Annotated in this window: 22 protein-coding genes; 13 read left to right on the top strand and 9 right to left on the bottom strand. The window is 40.7% G+C overall.

Annotated elements, in window-relative coordinates:
* Window positions 1-3: 3 nt before the first annotated feature.
* Complete coding sequence (locus B7708_RS02475) at window positions 4-618, bottom strand: CadD family cadmium resistance transporter (protein ID WP_000615736.1); 615 nt, start codon at window positions 616-618, stop codon at window positions 4-6.
* A 28-nt stretch (window positions 619-646) separates the two neighbouring features.
* Between B7708_RS02475 and B7708_RS10010 the strand changes: the two genes are divergently transcribed.
* Window positions 647-832 carry a hypothetical protein gene (locus tag B7708_RS10010; RefSeq protein ID WP_002892741.1) on the top strand — a complete coding sequence of 62 codons (186 nt, stop codon included), beginning with the start codon at window positions 647-649 and terminating at the stop codon, window positions 830-832.
* 78 nt (window positions 833-910) lie between these two features.
* Here the strand turns inward: B7708_RS10010 and rpmG are convergent, their stop codons facing one another.
* Window positions 911-1,060 (bottom strand): 50S ribosomal protein L33, encoded by a 150-nt coding sequence (gene rpmG, locus B7708_RS02485; RefSeq protein WP_001265622.1) that lies wholly within the window; start codon window positions 1,058-1,060, stop codon window positions 911-913.
* Between the two features lie 15 nt (window positions 1,061-1,075).
* Window positions 1,076-1,258 carry a 50S ribosomal protein L32 gene (gene rpmF / locus B7708_RS02490; RefSeq protein WP_000290417.1) on the bottom strand — a complete coding sequence of 61 codons (183 nt, stop codon included), beginning with the start codon at window positions 1,256-1,258 and terminating at the stop codon, window positions 1,076-1,078.
* A gap of 220 nt (window positions 1,259-1,478) precedes the next feature.
* Between rpmF and ilvD the strand changes: the two genes are divergently transcribed.
* Window positions 1,479-3,182: a dihydroxy-acid dehydratase gene (gene ilvD, locus B7708_RS02495; protein ID WP_000137349.1), complete on the top strand. Its 1,704-nt coding sequence runs from the start codon at window positions 1,479-1,481 to the stop codon at window positions 3,180-3,182.
* Window positions 3,183-3,242: 60 nt separating this feature from the next.
* Here the strand turns inward: ilvD and B7708_RS02500 are convergent, their stop codons facing one another.
* On the bottom strand, window positions 3,243-3,584 hold the full coding sequence (locus B7708_RS02500; protein WP_001204052.1) for a metal-sulfur cluster assembly factor: 342 nt from the start codon (window positions 3,582-3,584) through the stop codon (window positions 3,243-3,245).
* Between the two features lie 123 nt (window positions 3,585-3,707).
* On the opposite strand from B7708_RS02500, the gene B7708_RS02505 reads away from it, so the two are divergent.
* The 11 genes from B7708_RS02505 to B7708_RS02555 all read left to right on the top strand — a co-directional run bounded on the left by B7708_RS02505 (window position 3,708) and on the right by B7708_RS02555 (window position 12,857).
* Window positions 3,708-4,559, top strand: coding sequence for a helix-turn-helix domain-containing protein (locus tag B7708_RS02505; protein ID WP_084973502.1), 852 nt, complete (start codon window positions 3,708-3,710; stop codon window positions 4,557-4,559).
* Window positions 4,560-4,757: 198 nt separating this feature from the next.
* Window positions 4,758-6,005 carry an MFS transporter gene (locus B7708_RS02510; RefSeq protein ID WP_084973504.1) on the top strand — a complete coding sequence of 416 codons (1,248 nt, stop codon included), beginning with the start codon at window positions 4,758-4,760 and terminating at the stop codon, window positions 6,003-6,005.
* 78 nt (window positions 6,006-6,083) lie between these two features.
* Window positions 6,084-7,373: a histidine--tRNA ligase gene (hisS, locus tag B7708_RS02515; RefSeq protein ID WP_084973506.1), complete on the top strand. Its 1,290-nt coding sequence runs from the start codon at window positions 6,084-6,086 to the stop codon at window positions 7,371-7,373.
* Between the two features lie 240 nt (window positions 7,374-7,613).
* A complete protein-coding gene (locus B7708_RS02520; protein ID WP_084973571.1) occupies window positions 7,614-7,817 on the top strand; it encodes a helix-turn-helix transcriptional regulator in 204 nt (67 codons plus the stop codon).
* Window positions 7,817-8,014: a hypothetical protein gene (locus B7708_RS02525; protein ID WP_084973508.1), complete on the top strand. Its 198-nt coding sequence runs from the start codon at window positions 7,817-7,819 to the stop codon at window positions 8,012-8,014. The genes B7708_RS02520 and B7708_RS02525 overlap by 1 nt, the downstream gene beginning before the upstream one ends.
* 2 nt (window positions 8,015-8,016) lie before the next feature.
* Window positions 8,017-8,367, top strand: a complete 351-nt coding sequence (locus B7708_RS02530) for a PspC domain-containing protein (protein ID WP_084973510.1) — start codon at window positions 8,017-8,019, stop codon at window positions 8,365-8,367.
* Window positions 8,368-8,380: 13 nt separating this feature from the next.
* A complete protein-coding gene (locus tag B7708_RS02535) occupies window positions 8,381-9,115 on the top strand; it encodes a DUF3169 family protein (RefSeq protein WP_345788860.1) in 735 nt (244 codons plus the stop codon).
* A gap of 11 nt (window positions 9,116-9,126) precedes the next feature.
* Entirely contained in the window at window positions 9,127-9,768 is a 642-nt protein-coding gene (locus tag B7708_RS02540) for a CPBP family intramembrane glutamic endopeptidase (RefSeq protein WP_084973515.1), read from the top strand.
* Window positions 9,769-9,785: 17 nt separating this feature from the next.
* Window positions 9,786-10,016, top strand: coding sequence for a hypothetical protein (locus tag B7708_RS02545; RefSeq protein ID WP_044020086.1), 231 nt, complete (start codon window positions 9,786-9,788; stop codon window positions 10,014-10,016).
* Window positions 10,017-10,174: 158 nt separating this feature from the next.
* Window positions 10,175-11,938, top strand: a complete 1,764-nt coding sequence (aspS, locus tag B7708_RS02550; protein ID WP_084973517.1) for an aspartate--tRNA ligase — start codon at window positions 10,175-10,177, stop codon at window positions 11,936-11,938.
* Window positions 11,916-12,857 carry a YitT family protein gene (locus B7708_RS02555; protein WP_084973519.1) on the top strand — a complete coding sequence of 314 codons (942 nt, stop codon included), beginning with the start codon at window positions 11,916-11,918 and terminating at the stop codon, window positions 12,855-12,857. Before aspS ends, B7708_RS02555 begins: the two co-directional genes overlap by 23 nt.
* 181 nt (window positions 12,858-13,038) lie before the next feature.
* Here B7708_RS02555 and B7708_RS02560 read toward each other — a convergent pair whose 3' ends face one another.
* From B7708_RS02560 to B7708_RS02580, 5 genes are all read right to left on the bottom strand, one after another.
* Window positions 13,039-14,025 (bottom strand): LacI family DNA-binding transcriptional regulator, encoded by a 987-nt coding sequence (locus tag B7708_RS02560; RefSeq protein ID WP_084973520.1) that lies wholly within the window; start codon window positions 14,023-14,025, stop codon window positions 13,039-13,041.
* 9 nt (window positions 14,026-14,034) lie between these two features.
* Window positions 14,035-14,835 (bottom strand): DUF1189 domain-containing protein, encoded by an 801-nt coding sequence (locus B7708_RS02565; protein ID WP_084973522.1) that lies wholly within the window; start codon window positions 14,833-14,835, stop codon window positions 14,035-14,037.
* 180 nt (window positions 14,836-15,015) lie between these two features.
* The gene (locus tag B7708_RS02570; protein ID WP_001065641.1) at window positions 15,016-15,858 is read right to left on the bottom strand and encodes a sugar ABC transporter permease; all 843 of its coding nucleotides are present in this window, start codon (window positions 15,856-15,858) and stop codon (window positions 15,016-15,018) included.
* 1 nt (window position 15,859) lies between these two features.
* The gene (locus tag B7708_RS02575) at window positions 15,860-17,152 is read right to left on the bottom strand and encodes a sugar ABC transporter permease (RefSeq protein ID WP_084973525.1); all 1,293 of its coding nucleotides are present in this window, start codon (window positions 17,150-17,152) and stop codon (window positions 15,860-15,862) included.
* A gap of 124 nt (window positions 17,153-17,276) precedes the next feature.
* Complete coding sequence (locus B7708_RS02580) at window positions 17,277-18,548, bottom strand: extracellular solute-binding protein (RefSeq protein ID WP_084973527.1); 1,272 nt, start codon at window positions 18,546-18,548, stop codon at window positions 17,277-17,279.
* Window positions 18,549-18,914 lie beyond the last annotated feature (366 nt).

Below are 18,914 nucleotides of genomic sequence, written 5' to 3' on the forward strand. Positions count from 1 at the left end.
CTCCTAGCCTAACACAGCCCATAGCATGTCAAAGCTGTTGTTTTCAATCAGGATATACATCCCCAATCCTAAATAGACAACGGCAATAAACCATCTGCTATATTTTTCCAAAGTTTCTCCAACAGAAGGGACTTGTGCTAATTTTTGTGCAGAAAAAACCAAGAGATAAATCATGACTAGAAAAGTAAGTAAAGTCACTATCAAATTCGCTAAATTTAAGGTGGTAAAATATGGGACAAAGACACCAATATTGTCAGCGCCACAACTTGCAAAAGTAATCATAGCGACTAGAAAAATCAGGTTTTTATTGTCTTTTCGCAAACCATCTTTTGCAATAGCTTCTCCATCAGAATCTCCTAAAAGCAAAACTTTGAGGCCTAGGAAAATTGGAATCAAACCGAGTAAACCTAAAATCTCTTTACTAGGAATATAATTTAAGACAAATGCAAAAAGCAAACTTAGGAATATTAGACTAACAGAGCCTAGAAATTGTCCTAAATAGATGTTAATGATGTCTTTTCTGCTTTTTCTTTTGGCAAAAAATAACATTAGGATAATAAGTAAGTCTACGGCTGTCCCAGAATACAGGATTATTGAAGTAACAACATTTTGAATCATAAAATACCTCATTCAAATATATTTTTGAATGTATTCTAACATTAAACTTTGTAGATGTCAACTTAAAATCCACCAAAATATAGATAAGAAGTTAGTGTACCAAATATTAAAAAGCCCTGCCATCGAAATGATAGCAGGGCTTAACTTCAATATCCAGATGATATATTTATCTAAAAAAGGTAGAGTAAAAGGTAGAGTTTTTATTGATTTGTAGTGCGATATAATGAGTTTCAAAAAATCAAAAATCGCTTAAAATCAATATTTTGACGTCTATTGACGTGTACTGAAACCCTTACTTAACCTCTGTAAACACAACATGCTTGCGAAGTTTTGGTGAGTATTTCTTCAATTGAAGACGGTCTGGAGTGTTACGTTTGTTTTTAGAAGTAAGGTACAAGCGTTCACCAGATTCTTTGTGTTCAAGTGTAATATTTACGCGCATGGTATCTCCCTTCTATTATTCAGCTGATGCAGCTTTAGCGATTTTACGTCCTTTGTAGTATCCTTTAAGTGATACACGGTGAGAACGTGAGTAATCTCCAGTAGTTTCGTCAAAGTTTACAGATGGAGCTGTTACTTTGTAGTGTGTACGACGTTTGTTTTTCTTCGCTTTTGAAGTGCGACGTGCAGGTACTGCCATTTTGATTTCTCCTTTAGGTATTTAAATTCGATTCAATCTAGTGATTTTCATCAACCATACTAGGATAACACATTTTTTTTGTAAAGTAAAGTTACTTGACAAAAAAAGATGAAAAAATTAGAAGTTGTTAATCGGAATTTTCTGAAAATTCAAGAATTTTATTCTGTTCTTCATGCGGAAATTGTGCTATAATAGTAAAAACTGAAACGGGAGGGATAAGATGACTGAATTAGATAAACGTCACCGCAGTAGCATTTATGACAGTATGGTTAAATCACCAAACCGTGCTATGCTTCGTGCGACTGGTATGACAGATAAGGATTTTGAAACACCGATTGTGGGAGTGATTTCGACTTGGGCGGAAAATACACCATGTAACATCCACTTGCATGATTTTGGGAAATTGGCTAAAGAAGGTGTCAAATCTGCAGGTGCTTGGCCTGTTCAGTTTGGAACCATTACCGTAGCGGACGGGATTGCCATGGGAACGCCTGGTATGCGTTTCTCTTTGACATCTCGTGATATTATTGCGGACTCCATCGAGGCGGCGATGGGTGGTCATAACGTCGATGCCTTTGTCGCTATCGGTGGGTGTGACAAGAACATGCCTGGTTCTATGATTGCCATTGCTAACATGAATATTCCAGCTATTTTCGCCTATGGTGGAACCATTGCACCGGGAAATCTTGATGGAAAAGACATCGATTTGGTTTCTGTCTTTGAGGGAATCGGAAAATGGAACCACGGTGACATGACAGCTGAGGACGTGAAACGTCTTGAATGTAATGCCTGCCCGGGCCCTGGTGGCTGTGGTGGTATGTATACAGCTAATACCATGGCGACAGCTATCGAAGTTCTCGGTATGAGTTTGCCAGGATCTTCATCTCACCCAGCTGAATCAGCTGACAAGAAAGAAGATATCGAAGCAGCAGGACGTGCTGTTGTCAAGATGCTGGAACTTGGTCTCAAACCTTCAGATATCTTGACTCGTGAAGCCTTTGAAGATGCTATTACTGTGACTATGGCACTCGGTGGTTCTACAAATGCCACTCTTCACTTGCTTGCTATTGCTCATGCCGCCAATGTTGACTTGTCACTTGAAGACTTCAATACGATCCAAGAACGTGTGCCTCACTTGGCTGACTTGAAACCATCTGGTCAGTATGTATTCCAAGATCTCTACGAAGTCGGTGGTGTCCCTGCGGTTATGAAGTACTTGTTGGCAAATGGCTTCCTTCACGGAGACCGCATCACATGTACTGGTAAGACAGTCGCTGAAAACTTGGCCGACTTTGCAGATCTCACACCAGGTCAAAAAGTCATTATGCCACTGGAAAATCCAAAACGTGCAGACGGACCATTGATTATCTTGAACGGGAACCTTGCCCCTGATGGAGCAGTTGCCAAGGTATCAGGTGTTAAGGTGCGTCGCCACGTTGGACCAGCTAAGGTCTTTGACTCAGAAGAAGATGCTATCCAGGCTGTCTTGACAGACGAAATCGTTGATGGCGATGTTGTCGTTGTTCGTTTCGTTGGACCTAAGGGTGGTCCTGGTATGCCTGAGATGCTGTCACTTTCATCCATGATCGTTGGTAAAGGTCAAGGAGACAAGGTTGCCCTCTTGACGGATGGCCGCTTCTCTGGTGGTACTTATGGTCTAGTTGTTGGACATATCGCCCCTGAAGCTCAGGATGGTGGACCAATTGCTTATCTTCGTACAGGTGATATCGTTACGGTTGACCAAGATACCAAAGAAATTTCCATGGCCGTATCTGAAGAAGAACTTGAAAAACGCAAGGCAGAAACAACCTTGCCACCACTTTACAGCCGTGGTGTTCTCGGTAAATATGCCCATATCGTATCATCCGCTTCTCGCGGAGCCGTGACAGACTTCTGGAATATGGACAAGTCAGGTAAAAAATAAGCTTAAAAAGCAAGCCATTTTCGGCTTGCTTATTTTCATCTTCAAAAGTGATTTGACTGTTTAACGAGGCGGTAGTCCAAGAGCAATACGGCCGTAGCGACTGATTCGTGTAATCTTCCAAGCAGGAGACCAAGTAACTTCAACCTTGACATCTTCGATACCTTCGATTTGTTTCAGACCTGCGACGATTTCGATAGGCAAACTTTCGGCACAATCACAGGCAGTATCCGTGAAGGTCATGACAATCTTGCAGAGACCTGTTTCGTCCAGATTGATTTCATAAATCAAGCCCAAATTGTACACATCCAATTCCACATCTGTATCAAAAACCTTCTCTAGTTTTTCGATAATTTGGTCTTGCAAGGCCAAAGCGCGGTCATTGATTTTGATATCGTCTCTCATAACAGTCCCTCCACGTGATAAATATCCTCTATTTTCTCATAATTCTGACAATTTGGCAAGTTTTTGATGAATTTTCTGAAAAATATGATAAAATGAAGAAAATACTGAATCAAGGGGAAGCCTATGGAGCAGATTGGAAAAGTCTTTAGACAATTACGAGAGTCAAGAAATATCTCGCTGAGACAAGCAACTGGGGGACAATTTTCGCCGTCTATGTTATCCCGATTTGAAACAGGTCAGAGTGAGCTTTCGGTGGAAAAGTTTCTATTTGCCCTAGAAAATATATCTGCGAGTGTGGAGGAAATCCTCTTTTTGGCTAGAGGTTTTCAGTATGATACAGATTCTGAGTTGAGAAAAGAAATCATAGATGTCTTGGATCCAAAGAATATAGCACCTCTTGAAGACTTGTATCGTAAGGAGTATCAAAAGCAAGCCAATTCTCAAAACAAACAGAAACATATTCTAAATGCCATTATAATCAAGTCTTATATGAAGGGAATGGATGAAACCGTAGAGTTAACAGCAGAGGAAGGGGAGGTCCTTCATGATTATCTGTTTTCTACCGAGATTTGGGGGAACTATGAATTGAATTTGTTCTCAGTCAGTTCTCCCCTCTTATCTGTTTCTCTTTTCACTAGGTATGTTAGAGAGATGGTACGCAAATCTGATTTTCTAATGGAGACGAAGGGGAACCGAAACCTTTTTCATACTATGCTATTGAATGGTTTTTTAGCTAGCATTGAGTGTGAAGAATTTACCAATGCCTATTATTTTAAGCGTGTTATCGAAGAGCATTTCTACAAGGAAAATGAGACCTATTTCCGAATTGTCTATTTGTGGGCGGAAGGTCTCCTTGATAGCAAGCAAGGCAGAGTCAAGGAAGGACAAAAAAAGATGGAAGATGCTGTCCGTATTTTTGAGATGCTTGGCTGTAATAAATCTGCCGAATACTATAGAAAAACGACTGATGCTTGAATATCTGCAAGGTAAGAAAATAATTTGAAGTTTGAAGCGATAGAACTCTTGACCTCTCTCAGGTTATTAAAGAAGATCTATCATTTTTTTGTTTGTTTTGTGTGTTGCATATATTCAAAAGTTCTTCCTCTAAAATTTTTAAGTGCTATACTATGGTCATACTTCATATAGAAGTTCGAATAAGAAGGGAGATTACCTATGAAACTATTGTTTAGAAATCAAGCTTATCGTCTCTTGACTTTGTCACGCTTCTTCAATGCTTTTGGTGCTTCGATTTTCAACCTAGTATTTATCGTCTATGCATCGACTTTGCCACAAGCCTCTTTTGCTGTTGCTATGGCGAATATTGTCATGATTCTTCCGACTCTCTTTACAGTTTTTGTAGGGATTCGAGCAGATTATACGAGGGACAAGGTCAAATGGATGACCTATAGCGGTTTGTTTCAGGCGGTTTTATTTTTTCTAGCAGCCCTAGTTGTTCAGCAAGCTAGTCTCTTTGCTTTTTCTAGCCTGTGTTTAATCAATGTCATTAGTGATGTCATCAGTGATTTTGCAGGTGGCTTGCGCATGCCTCTCATTAAGGAAAAAGTAGCTGAAAATGATTTGATGGAAGCTTACTCTTTTTCCCAGTTTATCACCTATATTTCAGCTATTGGTGGTCAAGCTTTCGGAGTCTGGCTCTTAGGTCTATCGGTCAACAATTTTTCCTTCGTTGCGGGAATCAATGCCTGTTTTTTCCTAGTATCAGCAGCTATTCTCTTTTTAGGAAAAAGAAAATTAAGCCTGTCAATTTCATCTCCTGATGGTGAAATCCTAAAAAATGAGAAGCTTTCTATCAAAGAACAGTTCCTAACAATTTACCGAAATTTACGTCTCGTTTTTCTAAAAAGTGGACAGAAAAACTTTGGTTTCATGATCTTTGCTGTCTTGCTTATCAATTCCTTGGGTGGCGCTTTAGGAAGCATTTATAACATCTTCTTTTTGAGCCATTCTCTCTTGAATTTTTCTTACACAGAGGCACTATTTATCGAGCAAGTCTGTGTTTTAGTAGCAGTCATCATCAGTAGCCTTACGGGCAATGATTATTTTGGGAAGCAGTCTCTGCCTAGATTAATGATGTGGGCGACAGTGGGACTTAGTCTAGTTGGTCTAGCTAACTTATTCAATCAAGTCGTGCTTGGTTTGCTATTTCTCTTTTTAACTCTGTATGTGTCTGGTAAAGTTTCACCAAAGATTAGTGCCATGCTCATGAAAAATCTAGCTCCAGAGGTTCTAGCTCGTACCAGTAATTTTTTAGGTCTATTGTTTACCTTATCCATACCTGTGGGAACAGCTTGTTTTTCACTTGTAGCCGTATGGAATATACAGTTGACTTGGATGCTATTTGTTGGCCTTTCTTTGCTGGCTATCCTTTTGACAGGGCTTAATCTCAAAAATGATATCTAAATCCTAATTTTTTTCTTACTGTTTTAATCCCTCTATTTATGGTAAAATAGGACTATTAAGTTATAAAGAGGATTTTCTATGAAATTACAAAAACCAAAAGGAACGCAGGATATTTTACCTGCTGAGTCTGCCAAGTGGCAGTACGTTGAGGGCTTTGCCCGTGAAATTTTCAAGCGCTATAATTACGCAGAAGTGCGCACGCCTATTTTTGAGCACTACGAGGTCATCAGTCGCTCTGTCGGGGACACAACGGATATCGTAACCAAGGAAATGTACGATTTCTATGACAAGGGTGACCGACACATCACTCTCCGTCCAGAAGGAACAGCGCCCGTTGTCCGTTCCTATGTAGAGAATAAACTCTTCGCCCCAGAAGTGCAAAAACCAAGCAAGTTCTACTACATGGGCCCAATGTTCCGCTATGAGCGTCCGCAAGCAGGACGTTTGCGCCAGTTCCACCAGATTGGTGTTGAGTGCTTTGGTTCTAGCAATCCAGCTACCGATGTGGAAACCATCGCTATGGCAGCCCATTTCTTGAAGGAAATCGGCATCCAAGGTGTCAAATTGCACCTCAACACTCTTGGAAATCCTGAGAGCCGTGCGGCCTACCGTCAAGCCTTGATCGACTATTTGACACCGCTCAAGGAGACCTTGTCTAAGGATAGCCAACGTCGTTTGGAGGAAAATCCTCTCCGTGTCTTGGACTCTAAGGAAAAAGAAGACAAGCTAGCAGTAGAGAATGCACAGTCTATCTTGGACTTCCTTGATGAAGAAAGCCAAGCCCACTTTGATGCTGTGCGTCAGATGCTTGAAACTCTCGGAGTAGACTATATCATCGATACCAATATGGTGCGTGGTCTGGACTATTACAACCACACGATTTTTGAGTTTATCACAGAGATTGAGGGCAATGACTTGACGGTCTGTGCAGGTGGTCGCTACGATGGCTTGGTTTCTTACTTTGGAGGCCCTGAAACTGCTGGTTTTGGTTTTGGACTTGGTGTAGAGCGCCTGCTTCTCATCCTTGAAAAGCAAGGGGTGGCCCTCCCTATCGAGAATGCCCTAGATGTTTATATCGCAGTCTTGGGTGAAGGAGCAAATGTCAAGGCTTTGGAGTTGGTACAAGCCCTTCGCCAACAAGGATTCAAAGCGGAGCGTGATTACCTCAACCGTAAACTCAAAGCTCAGTTCAAGTCAGCCGATGTCTTTGCGGCTAAGACCCTCATCACTCTCGGAGAGAGCGAAGTCGAAAGCGGACAAGTGACGGTCAAAAACAACCAAACTCGAGAAGAAGTGGAAGTTACGCTTGATGCTATCAGCCAAAACTTTTCAGAAGTCTTTGAAAAACTAGGATTTTATACTCAATGAAAATCAAAGAGCAAACTAGGAAGCTAGCCGCAGGCTGTACTTGAGTACGGCAAGGTGAAGCTGACGTGGTTTGAATTTGATTTTCGAAGAGTATTAATGATAGATAAATTGGTCAGGAACCTACTCCTGACCTTTTTCTTTTTCAAAATGACAAAAATCATAAACTTTTTGACAAAAATACTTGTCAAAAATAAAACGATATGTTACAATGAAATCAAGTTAAGAGAAAAGGAGAAAGGAATGCTTAAAAATCGTTTAAAAGAGCTTCGAGCTCGCGATGGTCTCAATCAAACCGAACTAGCCAAGCTGGCAGGGGTTTCTAGGCAGACCATTAGTCTATTAGAACGGGACGAATACACCCCGTCCATTATCATTGCCCTGAAAATATCTCAGATTTTCAACGAAACAGTCGAATCGGTATTTCGCTTGGAGGAGGAAGAGTGATGAACAAGTATAGAGTGATCTATTATATAGTTGCTATAGCTCTATTAGTCAGCGTATTTCTATTGATTGGGATAGACTTAGGATGGTTTAATCTGTATCAGAGTGACCAATTTATTTGGGCCTATTTTACCCTCATACCAGTAATTGAATGGATTGAAAAGAAATCAAAAAATCTAGCAAGTGAAAAAGGAGAATGAATATGAAAGAGTTTTTAGCAGGATTTCAAGTAGATACAGAACAAAAAGAACTTGCAGGTGTCTGTGCAGGTTTAGGAAATTATTTTAATATCAAGACTAACGTTATCCGTTTAGTAGCAATTTTGCTGTTTCTTTCGTCAACAGAGTTTGGGATTTTAACAGTCATCCTATATGCTTATCTAGCAGGCTGGCTTGGGAGAGATCCTTTAGGAGAAGGGGCGAAAAAAGCAAGAAATCAAGCTATTCTCTTGTTTGCTGTTTGTTTGATTTTAGTATCACTTGGGACAGAGGGTTTGACAGCAATTTATGAATCGGGTAAAGCCTTTGGTCAGTGGTTAGTTGGATTGGTTTAGAAAGAGGATGAATATGAAAAAGAAACGTGGATTGTTATTTTTAATGTCTGTTGTCTTTGGAGGTTTCTTGGGCATGTTTGCAGGGATGTTTAAGGCCTATACTGAAAACTACGGAACCATTTTAGATGTCAAAACCGTGATACCATGGATATCAGCTATCTGTTTACTGTTAGGTTTTATTAGCATTCTTTTGACTTTCAATTTCTTAAAGAAAAGCAGAAAATTTCATTCCTTGTATCAAGAGGAAATGGATGATGAACTGAATGAAACCTATTATGTTCAAATGTATCGTAATCTCGAGTTTGGAACCATTGCTTTTAATATTGCAAGCGTAGCGATTTTATTGGCTCTCTTCATTTCAGTAAGTGAAGAGATTGTACTAAATAGAAGCAATCTAACCTTATCTCTTTCTTTTTTGGCATTAGTATTGGTTTTCAATGCTCAAAAATATCTTTATAAAACCATTTCGATTGTTCGTCAGTTTGATTTGGCATTTTTCTCTACACCAAAGGATGTCTTGGACTATATCAATTCTTACGATGAAGGGGAGCGCAAGACTAATTTGGAACAGAGTTTTCGAATTTTATTCCAATTAAATCAGTATGTTTTACCAGGTTTATATATTTTTCTTTTTATCATTTCTTTCTTGACAGGAGAGATTCAGTTACTAGCTTTATTGCTTGTCGGAGCGATCCATGTTTATATCAATGTGATGCAGTTACCTAGGGTAAAACGCTATTTCAAATAAAGGAGTTATCTATGAAATTACTTAAAAATCTTGGCTGGTTTCTTCTAGCCTTTCTATCTTTTTCGTTTATCTATGGTACCGTTCTGAGTATGGCTGTAGAATCTCTGAAACTAGGTGCTTCAGCTTATGCTGTTACCTTACTCTATGTGACCTTGGCTGGAGTTTATGTATACTGTGTTTACAAATGGTATCAAAAGGCTCCTATTCATATTGAAGAGAATGGTTTTAACCGATTTATTTGGCTCCCTGCCTTGGTTTGGTTTTTATCTCTTGTTGTTCAATTTTTCTTGCCAAATGATCCTTCGGCAAATCAGCAAACAGCGACAGACCTGACCTTGGCTCAGCCACTCTTCTCATTCTTTGCTATTGTTATTTTTGCTCCTCTGACGGAAGAACTCATTTTTAGAGGAATGTTGGCGCGCTATCTCTTTCCTAAGCAGGACAATAGTCAACAGACAGGTCTGTTTCTCCTTGTGTCTAGTGTCCTTTTTGCCTTGATTCATTTTCCAGGGACTTTGCAACAGTTTTTTGTCTATGCTAGTCTGGGATTGAGTTTGGGACTGGCTTATGTGAGCCGAAAAGGTCTTCTTTACAGCATTTCTTTACACGCTTTGAATAATTTAATCGGCTTTTTGATGATACTCATGCTATAATAGAGTCAGGAGGTCACATGAAACGAGTAATTTTATTAGCAGTGATACAGGCAGTCGTTCTCTTCTTTATTATCGGGGGCCTTGCCTATGCCTTTAAAGGCGATTTCTTTTACAATAATCTAGCAGTGATTTTTGCACCTATTGCAGGAATCATGCGCTTTGCGACGGCCTATGCTACAGTGATTGTTCTGCCCAAAAAAGCGGCTGAAATCGCGGAAAAACGTAAAGAAGGTCAAGAATCAAAATAAGAAAATCCGATGGTGTCTTCATCGGATTTTTCGATGTTGTCACGATTTTTTAGCTCTTCGTTTTGATTTTTACAGACAATCAAACTTTTCTGCTGATTTTCATGAAGACCTAGCGCTTTTATGGTAAAATAGTAACAGAATACAAGAGGAGAGAAAACATGAAACGTAGTATGTATGCTGGTCGTGTTCGTGAGGAACACATCGGACAAGAAATTACTTTGAAAGGCTGGGTTGCCCGTCGTCGTGATTTGGGCGGATTGATCTTTATCGATCTTCGTGACCGTGAAGGAATCATGCAGCTGGTTATCAACCCTGAAAAAGTATCAGCAGAAGTCATGGCAACAGCAGAAAGTCTTCGTAGCGAATTTGTCATCGAGGTGACGGGTCAGGTTGCGGCACGCGAGCAAGCCAATGATAAATTGCCGACTGGTGCGGTTGAGTTGAACGTGACAGCTCTTACTGTGCTTAATACAGCCAAAACAACACCTTTTGAGATTAAAGATGGGATTGAGGCCAATGACGATACACGTTTGCGTTACCGTTACCTTGACCTTCGTCGTCCAGAAATGCTAGAAAACCTTAAGCTTCGTGCTAAGGTGACCCACTCTATCCGCAACTACTTAGATGAGTTGGAATTTATCGATGTGGAAACACCCTTCCTTTCTAAGTCAACGCCAGAAGGGGCGCGTGACTATTTGGTGCCATCTCGTGTCAATAAAGGGCATTTCTACGCGCTTCCTCAAAGTCCACAGATCACCAAGCAGCTCTTGATGAATGCTGGTTTTGACCGTTACTACCAAATCGTCAAATGTTTCCGTGACGAGGACTTGCGTGGTGACCGCCAGCCTGAGTTTACTCAGGTCGACTTGGAAACATCCTTCCTTAGTGAGCAAGAAATCCAAGATATCACAGAAGGCTTGATTGCCCGCGTGATGAAAGAAACCAAAGGCATCGAAGTGACACTTCCATTCCCTCGTATGAAGTACGACGATGCTATGGCCCTTTATGGTTCTGATAAACCTGATACGCGTTTTGAGATGTTGCTTCAAGATTTGACAGAAGTGGTCAAAGGTGTTGACTTCAAAGTCTTTTCAGAAGCACCAGCAGTTAAAGCTATTGTCGTCAAAGGCGCTGCAGACAACTATTCACGTAAAGACATCGATAAGATGACAGAAGTAGCCAAGCAGTACGGTGCCAAGGGTCTTGCTTGGGTCAAGGTTGTGGATGGAGAATTAAACGGACCAGTTGCCAAGTTCTTGACTGGTATCCAAGCAGAATTGACTGCAGCACTTGATCTTGAAGATAAGGACTTGGTTCTCTTTGTAGCGGATACGCTTGACGTAGCGAATGCAACCCTTGGTGCCCTTCGTGGCCGTATCGCCAAAGAGCTGGGCTTGATTGATAACGATAAATTCAATTTCCTTTGGGTAGTTGACTGGCCAATGTTTGAATGGTCTGAAGAAGAAGGTCGCTACATGAGCGCCCATCATCCATTTACCCTCCCTCAAGCAGATACTGCTCATGAGCTTGAAGGTGATTTGGCTAAGGTTCGTGCCATTGCTTACGATATCGTCTTGAACGGTTATGAGCTTGGTGGTGGTAGCCTTCGTATCAACCAAAAAGACCTTCAAGAACGCATGTTCAAGGCTCTTGGTTTCTCAGCTGAAGAAGCAAATGACCAGTTTGGTTTCCTTCTTGAAGCCATGGACTATGGATTCCCACCACACGGAGGTTTGGCTATCGGGCTTGACCGCTTTGTGATGCTCTTAGCAGGAGAAGAAAACATCCGTGAAGTGATTGCTTTTCCTAAGAACAACAAGGCGACTGATCCAATGACGCAAGCCCCATCAACAGTAGCGCTCAAGCAACTAGAAGAACTCAGTCTACAAGTAGAACAAGATGAAACAAGCGAAACGAACTAAGCGGTGGCGCTATTATCTGCGCCGCTTTGCTTATCAGATAAAGATGCTACGTGTGTTGCAAAGCATCTCTAAGGAAAAATATGATGAGAAGATTTCTGCTTCTCTAGTATACGGTTTTCTATCAGCAGTTGCCGTCAATTTCTTTTTCCAACCAGGGCATGTTTATTCGAGTGGTGCGACAGGTTTGGCGCAAATTATCTCCAGTTTGAGTACTCACTGGTTTGATTTCCATTTACCCGTATCCGCAACCTTTTATGCCATTAATATCCCACTGATGATTTTGGCTTGGTATCAGATTGGACATAAATTTACAGTCTTTACCTTTATCACGGTATCCATGAGTTCCCTTTTTATCCAGTTTGTGCCCGTTGTAACCTTGACAGAGGATCCCATTATCAATGCTCTCTTTGGGGGTGTTGTCATGGGCTTGGGAATCGGCTTTGCTTTGCGCAATAGTATTTCCAGTGGAGGTACAGATATTGTCAGCCTGACCATTCGCAAGAAAACGGGGAAAAATGTCGGCAGTATTTCCTTCTTGGTTAATGGGACCATCATGTTGATTGCTGGCTTGACCTTTGGTTGGAAATACGCCCTCTACTCCATGATTACCATTTTTGTATCCAGTCGTGTGACAGATGCGGTCTTTACCAAGCAAAAACGGATGCAGGCCATGATTGTGACCAGTAATCCTGACAAGGTAATCGAAAAAATCCATAAAAAATTGCACCGAGGCGCTACCATGATCCACGATGCAGAAGGAACCTATAATCATGAGAGAAAAACAGTATTGATTACTGTTATCACACGAGCAGAGTTTAATGATTTTAAACACATCATGAAACAAGTTGATCCGACAGCCTTCGTCTCTGTATCCGAAAATGTCCACATCCTAGGACGATTTGTAGAAACAGACAATTAATACTCTTCGAAAATCTCTTCAAACCACGTCAGCGTCGCCTTGCCGTAAGTATGGTTACTGACTTCGTCAGTTCTATCCACAACCTCAAAACACTGTTTTGAGCAGCCTGCGGCTAGCTTCCTAGTTTGCTCTTTGATTTTCATTGAGTATAATGACCAAAAAAACCAGCACGAGCTGGTTTTTATTTTTCGATAATTTTGTGGGCAATCAGCTGACGGTAACAAATCTGTCTATTATTTTTCGCGTCATTGATAATCTGCAAAATCGTTTCAAATGATGTTCGTCCAAGTTCAAGACTATTAATGTCAACATAGGCTACTAGGTCGAGACGAGGATTGACAGAGTCGAAACTCAAGACAGGAACATTTAACTGATGCTTACTGATGTAGTCGCAAACCCCCTCAGCTAGAAGGCTGTCGGTTGTGATGATGGCATCAATCTGCGGATCGTGCTCAAATAGGAGTTTGCTGAATTGATACCCTTTTTCTTCTAGAAATTCATTTGCAAAGTAAGTCAGGTTCGTATCAATCGAAAGTTGGTGTTGTTTGAGTGCCAATTCGTAACCTTTTAGACGGTCTTGTGTAACGAAAAGTTTCTTGGTTCCTCCGATAAAGGCGATTCTGCTACAGCCCTTTTTGATGAAATACTCAGTTGCATCAAAACCGGCTTGGACATTATCATTGTCGACAAGTGGGATAAAGGGTGAGAGGGATTTTCCAAGGATGAGGAAAGGAAACTGTTCTTCCGCTACGAGCTTCACCAGTGGATCTTCTTCTTGAGCGTAGAGGAAGATCAGGCCATCGACACGTTTCCCATAGACCATTTGAGAAATGGCATTGAGACGCTCCTTCTCATCTTTACCAGTCGCAATCTGAATAGCATAGTGGTTTTCAGATGCGACTTGGGCGATCCCTCGTAGGACAGATGGGAAGAAAGGATTTTGGTAGAAGGCATCTGAGTCGTCAGGCAATACCAAACCAATAACTTGAGTATAGCTGCTAACTAGACTACGAGCATTGAGATTGGGATGGTAGTTGAGTTCCTTCATTGCCTTGCGAACTCGTTTTTTGGTTTCATCACTAATCGTTGATTTGTTTTGAATAACGCGGGTTACGGTTGAAGGTGAGACACCTGCAGCCTTGGCCACATCTTTAATCGTAACGGGCATAAAAATCTCCTATTTATGATAATCTGGATCACGGAAATGTGTCTTGTAAAAAATAGTGACCAGATACAGAACAAAAAGAATGTTTTGTACAGTGATAAGGGTTGTCATATTTTGGCCAAAAAGTCCCAAAATAAGTGTAATCAGAGTTGGTAATCCTAAACAGTTCAAGATAAAATGGTAGCACTCTTTAAAGCTCCTAAATGAAAAGAGGCGTGATTTTTTGGTGATATAAAGGAGAAGACTAGCTCCAAGAGAGACAATGAAGAAATTCAATCCAAAGAGGAAGCTAGCACCAAGGACGAGAAAGAGACTGATATAGACACGGTTCTGTTGGTACCAGTCTTTAGAAATAGCCTGAGTTAAAGTTTCCTTACTCTGGAAACTCTCCGTTTGAATGGCGTGGTAGCGAATACGAGTCAGCTCTTTACTTTCCTTGCTGATGACGAGTTCTTCGGTATCAAAATGAAGTTGCAAATCCTTTGGCAATTCCTTGCTTGGACTTGGACCAATCAGAAGAGAAGCTTGCTGATTTTTGGTTCCAGCATAGCTCAGTTTTCCATCTATTATCTGCGCATTCTCTGACAAGTCCATGATAGTTTCATCTGTCAGGGGTGTGTAGACATTATCGATAAACGTATCCAATGGATACGTTTCCTGTGAGCTGTTTTGAATGGCAATTGGAATCATGGACAAGCTGATGAGGAAAATGCTAGTAAAGAGGAGTTGAAACCAGTTGAGTCCGAAACGTTTTGACAGGGGCTTACGAAATCCCCAGATACTAGTAAAATACGAGAATGGATATGGAAGCATAGGCATCTTTCTAAAAATGTTTTCTATATGAGTAATATTATATAGAGAAATGTACTTTATTTCAAGTCTAGTAGATAAAGTGCTTATTGAAAAGCGGCTCTTATTACTATTTGTCATCTTGAGTCTAATCTTTCAACTTTAGAAACAAGATCCAAAATGAAAAAGGGTGGCGGGGATAGATTATCCCTTGTCGCCACCACTTGTAAGTCCTGAAACAAAGTTCTTTTGTAGGAAGAAGAAGAGAATACAGATTGGAAGCGCGATGAGGATAGCACCTGCTGAGAAGTAGGCGATCTTCATGTTTTTCACATTGCTAACGAAGGTTTGGAGACCAACGGCAACAGTAAAGTATTCTTTCTCACGAAGCAAGAAACTAGAGAGGATGTAGTCTCCGAAAGGTCCCATGAAGGCCCAGAGAGCTTGTACAGCCACCATTGGGCGAACAAGTGGGAGAACGATTTGCCAGAAGCGACGGAAGTGTCCTGCACCATCTAGTTTTGCAGATTCGTCTAGAGACATTGGTACTGTGTCGAAGTAGCCTTTCATGAGCCAAGCGTTCATCGGAATACCGCCACCAACGTAGAGGAAGATGAGGAACCAGCTATGGTTAAGGGCATTCAACATAAGGGCCATAACGAAGAAGGCTGTCAAAGCGGCCATAGTTGGCACCATTTGGATGATTAAGAAGAAGACCAAACTTTGCTTACGAGCCAAGAAGTTGTAACGGCTGTAAGCATAACCAGCAAGTACGATGATACTTGTTTGAACAACCATGGTAATCAAGGCGATAATCAAGGTATTGAGATACCAAGTACCGTATAAGGTTTCAGTAAAGAGTCCTTTAAAGTTATCAAAATTGAAGTCGATGTTAGTATCTAGTTTAAAGGCTGCGACGTTACCTGCTTTAAAGGCTGACATGATGGTAATCAAAAGTGGATAGATAATGACAATTGATAGGCCAATCAAGTAGAGGTAAGTGAGGGTTTGAGTCAGTCTACGTTTGAGTTTGATTGAGTTATTCATCTTAGACGTCCTCCATATCAAATGCGTGTAGTTTCTTGAATGCGATCATAGAGATAGAGATGACAATGATTGAGATAATCAAGGTAACAGCTGCCGCCATAGAGTATTGAGGAGATGTACCTGTTGTCAAACGGTAAATCCATGAGATCAAGATATCAGTTGAACCGGCTCCGCCACCAACGCTACCAGGACCTCCACCGTTGAAGAGGTACATGATAGAGAAGTTGTTAAAGTTGAAGGTGTATTGGCTGATCAATGTTGGAGCTGCAACAGCTAAAATCATAGGGAAAGTGATGTTGCGGAATTTTTGCCAAGCATTGGCACCATCGATGTAAGCCGCTTCGTAGAGGTCGTTAGGAATAGACTGCAAGATACCCAAGGTCAAAACGTAGATGTATGGGAATCCCAGCCAACCCTGCATCATAATCAAGGCAATCTTAGTCCAAGTTGGATTTGTTTTCCAAGGGATAAGAGCTCCATCTAGGAAAGGAAGGACCTTAGACAAAAGAGGCAAGACTTGCGTATTGATGGCACCAACACTATCATTAAACATATTTGAGAATGTCAGGATAGTGATGAAGGCTGGAACAGCCCAAGGAAGAAGGAAAATAACACCAAAGATACGTTTTCCTTTGATAAATGGTTGGTTAGCAATGATCGCTGTGAAGATACCAATCACAATCTGCAAAGTAGAAGCAGACAAAGCCCAGATGATGGTCCAAGAAAGAACGGAACCAAAGGCTGAACGGAAGGTACTTAAGCTCCAGATGTTTGTGAAGTTAGTCAAACCAACCCAGTCCAACAATTTGTTTGGTGGCAAGTGTTGGAAGTCATAGTTGGTAAAGGCGATCATCAAGGTTACGATAACAGGAAAGATAATCGCAAATGTCATCGCTATATACGATGGGATAATCAAAAGGTATGGGAATCCATTCTCATAAATACCTTTAATCATATCCTTGAAGGTGCGAGCTACAGGAATACCGTTGTTGATGCGTTTAGCAGTCGTATGTGCATCCTTGATATTAAAGATATAAAAGAGCAAGTAAACGACGACAAAGATAGAGTGGAAGGCACCACGAATCAGCATGAAAAGTGAATTATCACGACCAGGTTTGTCACCAAGTGTGATCAAATTGCTCAATTCAGGGCTTGCAAGTGTTAGAAAATACAGAACAAATAAAACGGTAACACCAAGGAAAACCAATCCTTTAGCTTTTTGTTTGTTATAAATTTGTCCTAAACCAGGAATGATTGACAGCAAGGCTGCTTTGCGAGGCTGTTGTTTTTCCATGATTACTCCTTTCATAGGATGCGAGATAAAACTCGGATTCGATCGTAAGATACGTTCGTATGATAATAGGCATATCTATACATTCAAAGGGGGATTTTGCTTCCACCCCCCTTGAACAAATCAATTATTCACCAAATTTTTGTTTGATTGTTTCCTTGATCAATGTTACAGCATCGTTAGCAGCTGTTTTCGCATCTTTCTTACCACTTACAGCTTCAAAGAGCATTGTTTTAGCTGGGTCCCAAACAGCTGACATTTGTGAGATGTTTGGCATTGGTTGAGCGTTCTTGAACTGTTCAATCACGGCTGTTGTCAACTCATCTTTTTTGCCTTCAGCATAAGTACGAGCTTCAGTATTAGCTGGGATTTCGTTTGTAGTGTCGTAGAACGCTTTTTGTTGTTCAGTTGATACAAGGAAGTCTACAAATTTTTGTGCAGCTTCAAGATTCTTAGTGCTTGATGGGATGATCCAAGCTTTACCACCACCGAATGCTGAGTAGTCTTTTCCGTTTGGAAGAGTTGGGATAGTCGCAACACCGTAGTTTACTTTAGCATCTTTGAATGCTTGAGCTTTCCAAGGGCCGTCAATGATAGCAGCAGTTTTACCTTCTTGGAATTGAGTTTGGATTAAGTTTGGAGCTCCTTCAGTATCTTGCATACCTTTAGGCCATTTTTCGTACCAAGATTTAGCATAGTTGATAGCTGTAATTGAACCTTCGTTTGCAAGTCCGATATCTTTAGGATCTTTACCGTTTTGTCCGAATACGTAACCACCGTTACCAGCAAGGAGTCCGTATGCGTAGTAGAAGTTTGTCCAGTCAGCTAGGAAGGCAGTAGTTTTGCCATCTTCACCAGCGAAGGCGTATTTGCTGTCTTTAGCAAGGTTTTCCAAATCAGCAAATGTTTTAGGAGCTTCTTTCAGCAAGTCTTTGTTATAGTACAAAACGAGTGATTCGATAACAGCTGGAGCACCATAGACTTTACCGTCAGCAGCTGTTACAAGAGATTTAGTTTTATCATCTGTTTTAGCGCCGTCGCTCAATTTCACTTCTGAAAGTTGTCCGTCAGTACCAAGGCTACCTACGCGGTCGTATGGTGCCATCATAACGTCAGCAGCTTGACCTGATTGGTTGTCAAGAGAAAGTTTGTCAAGACCACCCATTTGGTCACCAGATTTGATGTTAACTTTTGTACCTGATTCTTTTTCATAAGCTGCAGCAACTTTTTCAGCATAAGCTTTGTATTGGTCTTCAACGTAAAGAGTGATTTCTTTTGCTTCAGATGAGCTAGTATCAGCTGCTTTATCAGCAGTTTTGCTTCCGCAAGCTACCAAAAGTAAGCTAGCAAGAGTAGCAGTTCCGAGCACAGCAGCGCTCTTCATGAATTTAGATGACATAGTGTATTCCTCCTAAAGAATAACAAAAATAATTTAATGAGAAAACGCAAACGTTTTCTTTTATGGGACTAGTATAGCACAATCAGAAAACGGTTGCAAGCGTTTTTAGAAAAAATTTTAAAAAAATTTTAAGGTTTCAAATTTTTATCAATGCCTTTATATAGGAAAAAACTTCAACTTTTAGTTTTTCTCGCTTTGAAAATGTCTTAGGGAAACGATTGCATTGATTAGGCTGATTTCTTAGCAAAAATGAGAGTATTTTTAGCTCCGACTATCTTAAATTATAAAAACTTTATAAGAAAAGTGTTCATTTCATAAAATAACAGTGAAACCAAGATTCATCCAAAGAACAAGAAATCAAAAAAA

Origin of the sequence: Streptococcus oralis subsp. dentisani (assembly GCF_002096615.1) — a bacterium.
GTDB lineage: Bacteria > Bacillota > Bacilli > Lactobacillales > Streptococcaceae > Streptococcus > Streptococcus oralis_U.

What these genes read in the sequence shown, in the direction of transcription:
- B7708_RS02500 (WP_001204052.1), bottom strand. Translation starts at nt 3,584, where the DNA reads ATGAGAGACGATATCAAAATCAATGACCGCGCTTTGGCCTTGCAAGAC.
- hisS (WP_084973506.1), top strand. Translation starts at nt 6,084, where the DNA reads ATGAAATTACAAAAACCAAAAGGAACGCAGGATATTTTACCTGCTGAG.
- rpmF (WP_000290417.1), bottom strand. Translation starts at nt 1,258, where the DNA reads ATGGCAGTACCTGCACGTCGCACTTCAAAAGCGAAGAAAAACAAACGT.
- B7708_RS02540 (WP_084973515.1), top strand. Translation starts at nt 9,127, where the DNA reads ATGAAATTACTTAAAAATCTTGGCTGGTTTCTTCTAGCCTTTCTATCT.
- B7708_RS02560 (WP_084973520.1), bottom strand. Translation starts at nt 14,025, where the DNA reads ATGCCCGTTACGATTAAAGATGTGGCCAAGGCTGCAGGTGTCTCACCT.
- B7708_RS02475 (WP_000615736.1), bottom strand. Translation starts at nt 618, where the DNA reads ATGATTCAAAATGTTGTTACTTCAATAATCCTGTATTCTGGGACAGCC.
- aspS (WP_084973517.1), top strand. Translation starts at nt 10,175, where the DNA reads ATGAAACGTAGTATGTATGCTGGTCGTGTTCGTGAGGAACACATCGGA.
- B7708_RS02510 (WP_084973504.1), top strand. Translation starts at nt 4,758, where the DNA reads ATGAAACTATTGTTTAGAAATCAAGCTTATCGTCTCTTGACTTTGTCA.
- B7708_RS02535 (WP_345788860.1), top strand. Translation starts at nt 8,381, where the DNA reads ATGAAAAAGAAACGTGGATTGTTATTTTTAATGTCTGTTGTCTTTGGA.
- B7708_RS02525 (WP_084973508.1), top strand. Translation starts at nt 7,817, where the DNA reads ATGAACAAGTATAGAGTGATCTATTATATAGTTGCTATAGCTCTATTA.
- B7708_RS02575 (WP_084973525.1), bottom strand. Translation starts at nt 17,152, where the DNA reads ATGGAAAAACAACAGCCTCGCAAAGCAGCCTTGCTGTCAATCATTCCT.
- B7708_RS10010 (WP_002892741.1), top strand. Translation starts at nt 647, where the DNA reads ATGTATTCTAACATTAAACTTTGTAGATGTCAACTTAAAATCCACCAA.
- B7708_RS02570 (WP_001065641.1), bottom strand. Translation starts at nt 15,858, where the DNA reads ATGAATAACTCAATCAAACTCAAACGTAGACTGACTCAAACCCTCACT.
- B7708_RS02530 (WP_084973510.1), top strand. Translation starts at nt 8,017, where the DNA reads ATGAAAGAGTTTTTAGCAGGATTTCAAGTAGATACAGAACAAAAAGAA.
- B7708_RS02505 (WP_084973502.1), top strand. Translation starts at nt 3,708, where the DNA reads ATGGAGCAGATTGGAAAAGTCTTTAGACAATTACGAGAGTCAAGAAAT.
- B7708_RS02580 (WP_084973527.1), bottom strand. Translation starts at nt 18,548, where the DNA reads ATGTCATCTAAATTCATGAAGAGCGCTGCTGTGCTCGGAACTGCTACT.
- rpmG (WP_001265622.1), bottom strand. Translation starts at nt 1,060, where the DNA reads ATGCGCGTAAATATTACACTTGAACACAAAGAATCTGGTGAACGCTTG.
- ilvD (WP_000137349.1), top strand. Translation starts at nt 1,479, where the DNA reads ATGACTGAATTAGATAAACGTCACCGCAGTAGCATTTATGACAGTATG.
- B7708_RS02555 (WP_084973519.1), top strand. Translation starts at nt 11,916, where the DNA reads ATGAAACAAGCGAAACGAACTAAGCGGTGGCGCTATTATCTGCGCCGC.
- B7708_RS02565 (WP_084973522.1), bottom strand. Translation starts at nt 14,835, where the DNA reads ATGCTTCCATATCCATTCTCGTATTTTACTAGTATCTGGGGATTTCGT.
- B7708_RS02545 (WP_044020086.1), top strand. Translation starts at nt 9,786, where the DNA reads ATGAAACGAGTAATTTTATTAGCAGTGATACAGGCAGTCGTTCTCTTC.
- B7708_RS02520 (WP_084973571.1), top strand. Translation starts at nt 7,614, where the DNA reads ATGCTTAAAAATCGTTTAAAAGAGCTTCGAGCTCGCGATGGTCTCAAT.